Here is a 12,157-nt window from a genome sequence, read left to right on the forward strand (position 1 = left end):
GCGACCCTCCTGGGATAGCCTCCTGGGATAGCCATCGGGGCTTCGCCGCAGTGCGGGGACCCCTGGCCCAGGGCGCCGTACGGGGCCTCCGTCAGCTCGCCTTCAGCCGGTGAATGTGGGGATCTGAGCACGGTCCGCGGTCCCTGGACCGTGCACTGGCTCCCCACAACTCGACTGCCGCGTCCTCAGAAGAGAGCGGCTGCCAGGGAGCGTCGAGCCGGGGCCACCGCGGGCTCCTCGTCACCCAACGCCTGGAACAGCCCGACGAGGTGCGCTCGGACCCTTTCCCGCTCCGGTCCCGCCGTCCGGCGGACGACCTCGACGAGACCAGCGAGGGCCCCGGCCACGTCTCCCTGCGCGATGCCCAGGTCGGCCGCGGCAACCGCGGCCTCGACGTCGTCCGGATTCGCCACCAGCCGGTTGCGGACGTCCACCGGATCGTACCCATGCACCCGGCGCAGCAGTTCGGCCCGCGCGAGCCCGGTCAGGGCCTCGGGATCCGCGGGCGCCTCGGTGAGCCGGATGCGGTAGGACTCGACCGCGGTGTCGAAGTCGCCACGGGCAAGCGCCGCCTCGGCCGCCGCCACATGTGGGTCACGGGCGGGGCCGCCCGCGGCTGCCGCGCCCGGGACTGCGCCCATCGCCTCGCCGACCAGGGAGAGCAGCTGATCGAGCCAGCTCCGCNCCTCCCGTTCGGGCACGGCGCCGGTGANCTCTCCGATGATCCGCCCGCCGATCACCGCCTTCACCGCGGGGATGCCCTGCACGTCGGCGGCCTGCGCGAGGCCCGGGTTCGCGTCGACGTCGATCTTGGCGAGGATCCACCGGCCGCCGTCCGCCGCGGCGAGCTTCTCCAGGATCGGGCTGAGCTGCTTGCACGGGCCGCACCAGGAGGCCCAGAAGTCCAGCACTACGGGAACCTGCATCGACCGGCTGACCACGTCGGTGGCGAAGCTCGCCTCGGTGACGTCGATGACCACGGGCCCGGCTGGCGCGCCGGGACGGGCGTCCGGCGCGGCCGTGGCGGCGCTGCTGGCGGGGGGAGGCGGGGNCGCCGGCTTGGGGTCGAGCGGGACGGCGCCGGCGAGGCGCAGACCGCCGAGGCTTTCGGGCAGACGTCCCGCGCCTCCCGCACCGCGCGGCGATCTGGATGGGACTGGTGGCCTACGTTGCATGCCTCCATCGTGGCATCTGGTCGCGGTCAGTGGGCTCGGCACCGGACGACTTTTCCGGTCCTCATGTCCGCCTCGCCCGGGGTCGGACACAGACGCCCAATCCGGGCCGGCGGGCCGCGGGCCGCGGGCCGTTGCCCGCCGGCCGCGGTCAACGATCAGTGGCGTCCGCGCCGGTCTCGCCCCCGGCCAGCAACCGGTCGATCGCGGCGACCTTCGTGTGCAGAGCGTCGGTGACTCCCGGGCGAAGATCGGCCTTCAGCACCAGACTCACCCGGCCAGCACGGGCCGAGACCGCCTCGGTGGCCCGGCGGACGACGTCCATCACCTCGTCCCACTCGCCTTCGATCGTGGTGAACATGGCGGTCGTCTCATGGGGCAGCCCACTGGCCCGCACTATCCGGACCGCCTCGGCGACCAGATCCGCGACCCCCTCGCCCTGACCGATGGGCGTGACACTGAAGGCAACAAGCATGCGGTCAGACTTATCACGACAGTCCGCTCACCGCGCATCGAACAACGCAGGGCCACTACCCTGCTACGCCGACGNACCGAGGTCGTCGGTAAGCTATTTGCATGTCACGAAACGTCGCCAGAAAACCGGCCGGCGATCCAGTTGAGCAAACCCGGAACAACGGTCTCTGACGGTACGCCCTACCATTGCCCGCCGTGGGGTGGAAGAAGACGGATAATGAGGCGTAGGTGGGGTCACGCATCTTGCTCGACGCGCTGACGGACCTGGCTGTGGTCGTCGGCACGGATGGTCGTGTCACCGACATGGGTGCCGCCGCCCGCGCCTTCCTCGGTGACCGGGTTCCCCGCGTCCCCCATCTGCGCGATCTTGTCGACGTCGTCGATCCCGCGTTCCGCCTCGCTCTCGGTGAGGCGGTGACGGCCGCGCTGGGGCGGACCGGGCAGTGGCGTGGCTCGGTGGGACTCGTCGACCTGGCCGGGGCCACCGTGCCCCATCACGTGACGGTCCGGGTCGACCCGGAGGGNGGGCTGGTCGTCGTCGCTCGGGACACCAGCGACCAGCGCGCCCGCGAGGTCGCCGAGAACGAGTCACGGGCCAAGGACGAACTGATCGCCCGGCTCGGCCACGAACTGCGGACCCCGCTGAACGCCATGCTGGGCTTCGCGCAGCTGCTGGAACTCGAACCGCTCACCCCCGACCTCCACGACGACGTCGAGCGGATCATCACCGGTGGCCGCCACATGCAGGCGTTGATCGATGACGTGCTGGACCTGGCCAGGCTCCGCGCGGGCCGGGGGGACATCAACAAGGGGCCGGTCAACGTCCTCGACATCGTCCAGGGCGTGGTGGAGCTCGTCGAACCGCTCGCGGCGCAGCGCAGCATCCGGCGGGTGATCCATCCGGCGCTGCCGCTCGTCGCCGACGCGGACCGCCGCCGCCTGTGGCAGGTCCTGCTCAACCTTGTCGGTAACGCGCTGAAGTACGGCCGGGAGGGCGGCAGCGTGCGCGTCGGCATCGTGCCCATCACCGGCTCGCGGATCCGTATCGAGGTCGAGGACGACGGCGCGGGGCTCTCCCCCCGGGCGATCGACCGACTGTTCCGGCCCTTCGAGCGCCTCGGCGCCGAGCGCAGCGGAATCGAGGGCAGCGGGCTGGGCCTCGCGCTGTCCCACGCCCTGGTCACGGCGATGGGCGGGGTGCTTACCGTCGCCAGCCGGTACGGCGTGGGAAGCGTGTTCGCCGTCGTGCTCGACGCGGTCGACCTGCGTTTCGAGGATCTCGATGATGACAGCGGGTTCGTGGGCAGTTACGGTGGCCTCCCAGGTCGCTCCGGCGAGTCCGGCACGGTCACCCTCGGCCGTCCTCCCACACCCGGCGGCCTGCGGGTCGTGCACGTCAGTGGCGATCCCGCCCTGCGTTCCCTGGTCGCCGAGACCCTCACCGATTTCCTGGCTGCGGACACCGTGACCGTTCCCCGCGCCGGTCTCGCCCTCGACGCGGTGCGGGGGGCCCGGCCGGCGTTCATCCTGCTCGACCGGGACCTGCCCGACACGACCGCGGCCGAGCTGCTCGCCCAGCTCGCGGCGGACCCGACCGCCGGCGTCATCCCGGCCCTGGTCCTCAGCGAGGACACCGACCCCCGCGAGCGGGCGTACCTGCGCCGAGCCGGCGCCGTGGACGTCCTGAAGATCCCGCTGGATCCCGGCGCCCTAGTCGCCGCGGCAGCCGCGCTCACCACCGCGATGACCGCCCCGAGCTGACCTGACCGGGCCGCCCCGAACGGCGCCTGATGCGGGGAAGAGCTCGAAGTCCAGAAAGTCGAAGCCAGGCGCCACCACGCAGCCGACCAGGACGTGCTGTCCATCGCGCGGGACCGCGGTCTGCCATTCGCCGGCCGGCACGACGAGCTGCGGCGCTTGGCCCGCGGCCAGATCGGGCCCGAGGATCCGCCGGTCGGCGGCGACCGGCGCCCGGCCCGGCCCGCCGAGAGTGAGATCGAGGGCCCCGCCGCCCTGCCAGAGCCAGATCTCGGCCGAGGCCACCCGATGCCAGCCGGACACCTCTCCCGGACGCAGCAGGAACAGGATGNACGTCATGACGGGGCGCCTGCCGCCATGTGCGTCGATCTGGTCGGGACTGGCCCAGGTCCGGCGGTACCAGCCGCCCTCGGGNTGTTCTTCGAGACCAAGCTCCCGCACCAGGTCGTCGGCCAGCGTCGCGGGGTCGTCGATGCGGGTCATCGCGGGAGCCTCCCCGAGGCCTGCCGTCACGCCGGAACGCGCAGCACCAAGGCGTCTCCCTGGCCGCCGCCGCCGCAGAGACCGGCGGCCCCGATCCCGCCGCCGCGGCGCTTCAGCTCGTTGGCCAGGGTCAGGGCGATCCGGGCACCGGAGGCTCCGACGGGGTGACCGATCGCGATCGCGCCGCCGTTGACGTTGGTGATCTCCGGGCCGATCCCGAGGTCGCGCATGGACTGGATCGCGACCGCGGCGAAGGCCTCGTTGATCTCGACGAGGTCGAGATCGGCCGGGGTGAGCCGCTCCTTGGCCAGCGCCGCGAGGATGGCGCGCGAGGGCTGGGACTGCAGGGAGGTGTCCGGACCGGCCACGAAGCCGTGGTGACCGACCTCCGCGAGGATCGGCAGGCCGAGCTGTTCGGCCTTCGCCCGGCTCGCCACGATGACGGCGGCGGCGCCGTCGGAGATCGGCGACGACGAACCCGCGGTGATCGTGCCGTTGCCGTCGAAGGCCGGCCGCAGCTTCGCGAGCACCTCGACGGTGGTGTCGGGACGCACGCTCTCGTCCTGGTTGACGACCAGCGGCTCGCCGCGGCGCTGCGGCACCGCGACCGGGACGATCTCGTCGTCGAACAGCCCGTTCTTGGTGGCGGCGGCGGCCCGCTGATGCGACTGGGCGCCGAACTCGTCCTGCTCGGCCCGGCCGATGCCAAGCCCCGCGTTGTACCGCTCGGTGCTCGCCCCCATCGCGATCTGGTCGAAGGCGCAGAACAGCGCGTCGTGCTCGGTGGCGTCGAGCAGCTCGGCCCGGCCGTACTTCACCCCGGAGCGCAGCGAGCGCAGCAGGTGCGGGCCGCCGGTCATGGACTCCATCCCACCGGCGACGACGAGGTCGAACTCCCCGCTGGAGATGTACGTGTCGGCCAGGGCGATCGCGTCGAGGCCGGACAGGCAGACCTTGTTGATCGTGATGGCGGGCACCGACAGCGGGATGCCGGCGGCGACCGCCGCCTGCCGGGCGGTGATCTGACCCGCACCGGCCTGGATCACATGCCCCATGATCACATAATCGACCGCGTCGCCGGACAGGCCGGCCCGCGCGAGGGCACCCGAGATCGCGATGCCACCGAGATCCGTCGCGGTGAAGCTCTTCAGCCCGCCCGACAGTTTCCCGAACGGTGTCCGCACTCCGGCCACGATCACGGAACCAGGCATGGATGCCTCCTCATCTCCAGGAAGATCTTCGGACCGGGACGGCGCCGGCACACGGCATGCGGCATGCGGCATGCGGCATGCGGTGACGTCGTCTCGTGGCGACGGCCTCGAGAACGGCCGTTGCTGATATAATAGCCTGGTCACGTCTGAGATTCCCGGCCGCGATTCTGGCCTCTCAGGGACAAGCGCACCCAGCCGGACCGGCGGGACGGCCAGGAGAAGCGGACCGTCCTGACAGGGACCGTCAGGACAGCTGGCCGCAGGCTGCCACGAACGGCGAGGTGGCCGGGTCCGCCGGCAGGCGTACCTGGTCGGACCGGCTGTCTTGGGCGGCCAGGCCCTCCGGGGTCAGCGCCAGGATGGTCGTGGCCACGGTGAACAGCGANCCGTCGGTCGAGGTCCCGCTGTTGATCCGCAGGGCCCGGTCCATGCAGCGGAACCCGGCGCCGACGTTGCCCTGAACTCCGGCGGCGAGGGTGAGCTGAGCCGGCAGGGAGACGGAGGCCAGCGTGTCGAGACTGGCGTAGCGCACCAGCGCGTAGTTGTCCATCCCGCTCCTCGACGTGGTCTGCACCAGGATCTCGCCGAACCCGTTGGCGTCGATGTCGACGACCGTGTAGTGCAGGGGCACCACGATCGCGCCCAGGTCGACCTGCCCGACAGTTCCGTCCCGGGAGAACACGACCTCGAGTTTGCTCCCGGTCGCCCGCACCTGGTCGGAACGGCCGTCGCCGTCGACGTCGCCCGCCACCGCCGGCTTCACGACGGCCGTCGGCAGCTGAGGGCTGTCCTGGGTCACCGTCGTCGGACTGGCTGACGAACCGGCCGTGACGGGCGGGGAGGACACGCTGGTGCTCGGGAGGGCGGTCGGCGGGGTAGTCGCCGACCAGGTCGCCGCTCCCCCTCCGGACCCACCGCCGGCCCTGGCAGAACGGCCGGTGCCGCCGGTCGAGGGCGCGACGGGTGTCCGGCTCGGCCCCGTCACGGGTGCGGTCACGAGCGGCGGGACGGCTGGCTCGACGAGCTCGTTGCTCGACGGAGGGGGCCGCAGCGCCACCACGGCGAGCCCGATGAGCGCGGCCATGACCATCCCGCCCGCCGTCATCAGCGGCAGACGCCACCGGCGCCGACGGTCGATCCCGGCACGGATCTGCCGGTAAGCGTCCGGCGAGGGCCGGATGGGCTCCACCGCCTCGGTGAGCAGGCGGGCGAGCTCCTCCGGTTCCAGACCACTCACCGCAGGCCCTCCAGCTTGCCGCTCAACGCCGACAGCCCCCGGGAGGTGTACGCCTTGACGGAACCGACACTGCAGCCCATCACCGCCGCGGCGTCCGCCTCGGACATGTCGGCGTAGTACCGCAGCACCACCGCCTCCCGCTGCCGGCGGGGCAGCTCGCGCAGCGCCTGGATGACCGCCGCCCGTTCGACGAGGGAGTAGGCGCCCTCCTCGGCGCTCGCGGCGTCGGGCATCGGCTTGGGAGCGTGTTTGAGAGCGACGAGTCGACGACGCAGTGTCGAACGTGCGAGGTTGACGACGGTCTGCCTGAGGTAGGCCAAGGCCTTGTCCCGGTCCTGGAGCCGCCCCCAGGCCGCGTGGACGCGGATGTAGGCGTCCTGCACAACCTCCTCGCAGAGGCCGAGATCGTCAAGTAGTAACGCTGCAAGACGAACCAATGACCGATAGTGTTCGGAATACAACGCGGTCAGGGCGGCATCGGCGTCCCGCGCGACATCGCTACGGGCGGCGTCGCTCCGTGCAGGCACGGGCCGCCACCCTTCCACGACAGTCATGGGCGCGATCACACCCAGTTGGACGCGTACCGAGCACTCGAAGTTGTCCCAAAAGTTCTATCGCGNCGCGCACGAAACAGACAGCCTCCACATCCCGCGACCCCGCCTCCCACCTATGGGTAACATCTGCCGTCTATCCGCCACCAGCACCAGCGTCCTACGGAGGCCGACCGTGAAGGACATTCTCGAAGCGATCATTGCCCAGAGCCCTCCGTCGCCCGCCCGGCGGGCGGAGTTCGCATCCCTCCCGGTCCCCGAGTCCTACCGCGCCGTGGTCGTGCGCCGGGACGAAATCGGGATGTTCGAGGGCATGCCGNCCNGGGANAAGGNCCCCCGCCGCTCCCTGCACGTAGACGACGTGCCGACCCCCGAGCTCGGTCCCGGCGAAGCCCTCATCGCGGTCATGGCCTCCTCCGTGAACTACAACACGGTCTGGACGTCGATCTTCGAGCCGATCCACACCTTCAACTTCCTCGAGCGCTACGGCCGAACCTCTCCGCTTGCATCCCGTCACAACCAGCCTTACCACGTTGTCGGCTCGGATCTGGCCGGAGTTGTGCTACGGACAGGGCCTGGCGTACAGGCCTGGTCCCCCGGGGACGAGGTCGTCGCCCACTGTCTGTCCGTGGAACTTGAGCGTCCCGACGGCCACAACGACACGATGCTGGATCCCGAGCAACGAATCTGGGGATTTGAGACGAATTTTGGCGGACTCGCCGAGCTCGCCCTGGTCAAGACCAACCAGCTCATGCCGAAACCCGCGCACCTGACCTGGGAGGAGGCGGCCGCACCCGGTCTGGTCAACTCGACCGCGTACCGCCAGCTGGTCTCGGTCAACGGCGCGAACATGAAGCAGGGCGACGTCGTTCTCGTCTGGGGCGCGTCCGGGGGCCTGGGCTCCTACGCCACCCAACTCGTGCTACGCGGCGGGGCCATCCCGGTCTGCATCGTCTCCTCGCCGGAAAAAGCCGACATATGCCGCTCCCTCGGCGCAGAGCTGATCATCGACCGCGCCGCCGAGGCCTATCAGTTCTGGAGTGACGAACACACCCAGAACCCCCGGGAATGGCAGCGGTTCGGCAAGCGCATCCGCGAGCTCACCGGCGGCGACGACCCCGACATCGTCCTCGAACACCCGGGCCGGGAAACCTTCGGCGCCTCCGTCTATGTGACCCGCCGCGGCGGAACTATCGCCACCTGCGCCTCCACCAGCGGTTTCCAGCACGAGTACGACAACCGGTACCTGTGGATGAATCTCAAGCGCATCGTCGGCTCGCACTTCGCCAACTACCGGGAGGCCTGGGAAGCCAACCGACTCATCATGCGCGGGATGATCCATCCGACCCTGTCCCGGGTCTACCCGCTTACCGAAACGGGGCAGGCCGCCTACGACGTGCACCGCAACCTCCACCAAGGGAAGGTGGGCGTGCTGTGTCTCGCCCCGGCCGAGGGGCTGGGTGTCCGCGACGAGGCACTCCGCTCCCGCCACCTGACCGCAATCAACCGGTTCCGCGGCGTATAAACCCGGAAATCGGCCAGGTCGACAGCCGGCTCCCCTCACGCTCGCATTGACCGTCTGAGATGCTGAGGTCCTATGACCGAACACACCGATCTCATCCCAATGGCCGGCGAGACCGACGGGCCCCCCGCCTTTGATCTGGTGCGCCGTGGCTACGACCCCAATCAGGTCACCCATCACGTGAACTGGCTCGTCGAGCAGCTACGCGAGGCCGAGGCGCACCGGGCGGCGGCGGAGGCGGCCGCGTCGGAGGCTGCGACCGAGGCGGCCCGGGTACGCGACGATCTGGCCGCCAACCGTCCCGCCTGGGAGGAGTTCGGTGGCCGCGTTACCCAGATCCTCCAGCTCGCCGAGGAGGAGGCGGCCACCGTTCGGGCTGAACGCACCCGGGAGGCCGATGCCCAACTCGAGGAGGCCCGCCGGATCGTCACCGAGGCCGAGCAGACCCGGGAGAAAACCCTGCGCGACGCCGACGAGCAGGCCGCGGCCATCGTCTCGACGGCCCGCGCGGAGGCCGAACGGATCGTCGAGGTCGCTCGGGCCGCGGCCGCGCAGGCCGAGGACGACTCGAAGCGTCGGCTGGCCGACCTCGAACGCCAACGCGAACAGGTGACCTCGCAGCTTGCCACCCTGCGTGACCAGGTGACGGCCCAGCTGGGCGCGCTGCGCGACAAGCTGACCGCCGCCTCCGCGTCGATCGCCTCCATCGAGGCACCGCCGCCTGAGGAGCGTAAGGCGCTCGGCAGCGAGCCGAACGCGTTGCCCGCGTCGGCGGCCTCCCGCGGGGTCTAGCCCGCACGGGAGACCGTCGTCTCGTGGGGTCAGCCGTCACGGACGCGCGGCCGGGCCGCTCGGCATCGGCGTTCCCAACACGGCCGGTGCCAGTGTCGACGGTCCTCGATCCGCTCGGGCGGCCAGACCACCACGTGAGCGGCGCCCGGAGTGATCTCATAATCACAACCGGGACACCGGTAGACCTTGGTGGTCGCCGCGCCGCTCGTCGGTCGCACACCCACTCACCGTCCCGCAGGACGACGACCGGATCCGGCATCCACCAGCCGACCGGGTGCCCGCGCTGCGCATCCGACGGCCGGGCCCGGCGTCGGCGCGCCTTCCTCGTCACCGCCCGCGAGCGGGTCTGCCCGATGCCCGGAACCGATCCCGCCGGGTGCGGGAACCCGAACCCGGGGTATCGCCGGCCGGCGGGCCCGCGACCCACTCGCCCCGGTCCACCACCTCGCCGTCAACGATCCGAGGCCGGTCATCCGCCGCCGGTCCGGCCGAGGAGGCCGTCGTGCGCCCGCCCGTCCCCGCCCCGAACCTCTCGCCCGTCCACCGCACCCGCCCGCCGACCCGCTCGAAGCCGGCCATCACGAGCGAGCGGGCGAGCTTGGCCTTGCGCACGGCCCCCGCCGGACTCGCCAGGGCGGACGACGCACCGATGAGCAGCTGGAAGCCGCGATCGCTGCCACGCCAGTGCTCACGCAGGATCGGCTCCCCGGCTCCGACGGCCAGCCGCCGGAAGGCGAACGCGATGACCGCGACGTCGTCGAGCTGACCCACCACCGGAATCGCGTTGGTCAGCCGGTTCTTCGGCGACACGAGGTACGCGAGCGCCGCGGCGGCCTCCACCTTCGCGGACTGCGGGACCCGCGGATCGGCGACGACCCGCCGCAGCAGCTGGACCAGATCGGGAAGGAACATCGTGACTTCCCGACTGAACGCTCGCACGGCGTCCCTGTCGAGCACGACCATCGCCGCTCCAGCCTCCTCCCGCGCGAATCGGGATTTCCCGCCGACCGTCGACATCCTAGTCCGCGCGGACAGAAGCGATCTTGTTCTCGGCGTGACGGGTGGGCTCAGCGCGGCGGGTGGTCGAGGAACCCCCGGCCGGTCTTGCGTCCCAGGAACCCAGCCCGGACCAGCTGTTCGAGCAGGGGTGCCGGGGCGTAGCCGGGCTCGCGGAACTGCGCGTACAACGAGCGCGTGATCGCGAGCGTGACATCGAGGCCGACGACGTCGGCGAGCGCGAAGGGGCCCAGCGGATGGCCGCAACCGACCGTCATCGCCGTGTCAACGTCCTCGATCGTCGCATAGTGCGCCTGGAGCATCTTCACTGCGTCGTTGAGATAGGGAAACAGCAGCGCGTTGACGATGAACCCCGCCCGGTCGGCGCAGAGCACCGGATGCCGCCCGGCCGCTCGGGACAGCGCCAGGACCGTGGCTGTCACGTCGTCGCCGGTGAGAACCGTGGGCACCACCTCGATCAGCTTCATCGCCGGGGCCGGGTTGAACCAGTGCATACCGATGACGTCCCGCGGCCGGCTGGTGGCCATGGCGCACTCGATGACCGGCAACGAGGACGTGGTGGTCGCCAGCACGGCGCCGGGCGCCGCGATCTTGTCCAGGTCGGCGAACAGCTCCCGCTTCACCGCCAGGTCCTCCACCACCGCCTCAAGCAGCAGCTCGCAGTGGCCGAGCTCACCCAGATCGGTCGTGCCGCGCACCCGGGCCAGAGCCGCCAGCCGGTCGGCGTCGGACAGCCGCCCCCTGGCCACCGACGCCGCCAACGACGACTCGATCTTCGCGAGGGTGGCGGCGAGGGTGCGCTCGCTCCGGGCCCGCAGGAGGACGTCGTGCCCGGACCGGGCCAGCACCTCCGCGATGCCACCCGCCATCGTGCCGCTCCCCACGACGCCGACCGAGCGCACCGGGCGGCCCCGCCCCAGGCGGTCGGCGAGCGGATCGACCGCGTCGACCACCTCGGAGGAGTCCGGTGCCGCGTAGGTGTAGAAACCACGACCGGTCTTGCGGCCGAGCAGGCCCGCGCGCACGAGCTGGCTCAGCAGCGGTGCCGGAGCGTGCAGGTGGTCACGGGACTGCCGGTACATCGAGTTGAGAATCTCGTGGGCGGCGTCCAGACCGATCAGATCGAGCAGGGCGAGCGGGCCCATCGGATGCCCGCACCCGAGCCGCATGGCCGCGTCAATGTCCTCCCGGGCCGCATACCGGGCCTCGAGCATGCGCACGGCGTTGTTGAGATAACCGAACAGCAGCGCGTTGACGATGAAGCCCGCCCGGTCCTCCGCGACGACCGCGGTCTTCCCCACGTCGTTGACCAGGCCGATCACCCCGGCCAGCACGGTCGGGTCGGTGACGACCGTGCGTACGACCTCCACCAGGCGCATCACCGGCGCCGGATTGAACCAGTGGGTGCCGAGCACCCGTTCCGGGCGGGCGGTGCCCGCCGCGAGTTCCGTTACCGACAGGGAGCTGGTGTTCGTCAGGAAGACGGTGGCCGGGGGGCAGATCTCGTCGAGTCGGGCGAAAAGCGCCTGTTTGGCGCTCATTCGTTCGTCGATCGCCTCGATCACCAGCTCGCAGTCGGCGACCGCCGCGAGCTCGGTGCCGAGACGCATGCGGGCCAGCACGGCCTCCCTGGTCGCGTCGTCGAGCTTGCCGTGGCGGCCCGCGCGGTCGAGGGAGTGCTCGACCCGGGCCCGGCTGCGGGCGAGCGCGTCGGCGTCACGCGCGATGCCGACGACCTCCAGACCGGCCTTCGCCAGCACCTCGGCGATGCCCGCGCCCATGGTGCCGAGCCCCACCACCCCGACCCGGCGGTGTCTCACCGCCTCGTCCCGGCTGTTCTCCGGCTTCTTCTCCTGGTTCGCGTTCTCCTGGTTCGCGGCCGGCCCCGTTCCCGATGTGGTTCCCGATACGGGCCTCTCGATCATGCCCAGGCTCCTCTA

11 protein-coding genes are annotated in these 12,157 nt (G+C 71.1%); 3 read left to right on the forward strand and 8 right to left on the reverse strand.

Annotated features, from left to right (window positions below):
* Nucleotides 1-185: 185 nt before the first annotated feature.
* Together CED_RS16385 and CED_RS16390 are read right to left on the reverse strand one after the other, a co-directional pair.
* Nucleotides 186-1,175 carry a tetratricopeptide repeat protein gene (locus CED_RS16385; protein ID WP_051868870.1) on the reverse strand — a complete coding sequence of 330 codons (990 nt, stop codon included), beginning with the start codon at nucleotides 1,173-1,175 and terminating at the stop codon, nucleotides 186-188.
* Nucleotides 1,176-1,323: 148 nt separating this feature from the next.
* A complete protein-coding gene (locus CED_RS16390; protein ID WP_011438060.1) occupies nucleotides 1,324-1,647 on the reverse strand; it encodes an MTH1187 family thiamine-binding protein in 324 nt (107 codons plus the stop codon).
* Nucleotides 1,648-1,874: 227 nt separating this feature from the next.
* On the opposite strand from CED_RS16390, the gene CED_RS16395 reads away from it, so the two are divergent.
* Nucleotides 1,875-3,407 (forward strand): HAMP domain-containing sensor histidine kinase, encoded by a 1,533-nt coding sequence (locus CED_RS16395; protein WP_011438061.1) that lies wholly within the window; start codon nucleotides 1,875-1,877, stop codon nucleotides 3,405-3,407.
* Here CED_RS16395 and CED_RS16400 read toward each other — a convergent pair.
* The 4 genes from CED_RS16400 to CED_RS16415 form a co-directional block, all read right to left on the reverse strand.
* On the reverse strand, nucleotides 3,357-3,887 hold the full coding sequence (locus CED_RS16400) for a cupin domain-containing protein (RefSeq protein ID WP_051868872.1): 531 nt from the start codon (nucleotides 3,885-3,887) through the stop codon (nucleotides 3,357-3,359). The genes CED_RS16395 and CED_RS16400 overlap by 51 nt on opposite strands.
* Before the next feature lie 26 nt (nucleotides 3,888-3,913).
* Nucleotides 3,914-5,098 (reverse strand): acetyl-CoA C-acetyltransferase, encoded by a 1,185-nt coding sequence (locus CED_RS16405; RefSeq protein WP_011438063.1) that lies wholly within the window; start codon nucleotides 5,096-5,098, stop codon nucleotides 3,914-3,916.
* A 244-nt stretch (nucleotides 5,099-5,342) separates the two neighbouring features.
* Nucleotides 5,343-6,335: a VCBS repeat-containing protein gene (locus tag CED_RS24395; RefSeq protein WP_011438064.1), complete on the reverse strand. Its 993-nt coding sequence runs from the start codon at nucleotides 6,333-6,335 to the stop codon at nucleotides 5,343-5,345.
* A complete protein-coding gene (locus CED_RS16415; RefSeq protein ID WP_011438065.1) occupies nucleotides 6,332-6,889 on the reverse strand; it encodes a SigE family RNA polymerase sigma factor in 558 nt (185 codons plus the stop codon). Before CED_RS16415 ends, CED_RS24395 begins: the two co-directional genes overlap by 4 nt.
* 172 nt (nucleotides 6,890-7,061) lie before the next feature.
* On the opposite strand from CED_RS16415, the gene ccrA reads away from it, so the two are divergent.
* Together ccrA and CED_RS16425 are read left to right on the forward strand one after the other, a co-directional pair.
* A complete protein-coding gene (gene ccrA / locus CED_RS16420) occupies nucleotides 7,062-8,411 on the forward strand; it encodes a crotonyl-CoA carboxylase/reductase (RefSeq protein ID WP_035912094.1) in 1,350 nt (449 codons plus the stop codon).
* Between the two features lie 72 nt (nucleotides 8,412-8,483).
* Nucleotides 8,484-9,200 (forward strand): sugar-binding protein, encoded by a 717-nt coding sequence (locus tag CED_RS16425; protein WP_011438067.1) that lies wholly within the window; start codon nucleotides 8,484-8,486, stop codon nucleotides 9,198-9,200.
* A gap of 327 nt (nucleotides 9,201-9,527) precedes the next feature.
* Here the strand turns inward: CED_RS16425 and CED_RS16430 are convergent, their stop codons facing one another.
* Nucleotides 9,528-10,163: a YkvA family protein gene (locus CED_RS16430; RefSeq protein ID WP_011438069.1), complete on the reverse strand. Its 636-nt coding sequence runs from the start codon at nucleotides 10,161-10,163 to the stop codon at nucleotides 9,528-9,530.
* 104 nt (nucleotides 10,164-10,267) lie between these two features.
* Nucleotides 10,268-12,142: a 3-hydroxyacyl-CoA dehydrogenase family protein gene (locus CED_RS16435; RefSeq protein ID WP_011438070.1), complete on the reverse strand. Its 1,875-nt coding sequence runs from the start codon at nucleotides 12,140-12,142 to the stop codon at nucleotides 10,268-10,270.
* Nucleotides 12,143-12,157 lie beyond the last annotated feature (15 nt).

Origin of the sequence: Frankia sp. CeD, assembly GCF_000732115.1 — a bacterium.
Lineage (GTDB): Bacteria > Actinomycetota > Actinomycetes > Frankiales > Frankiaceae > Frankia > Frankia casuarinae.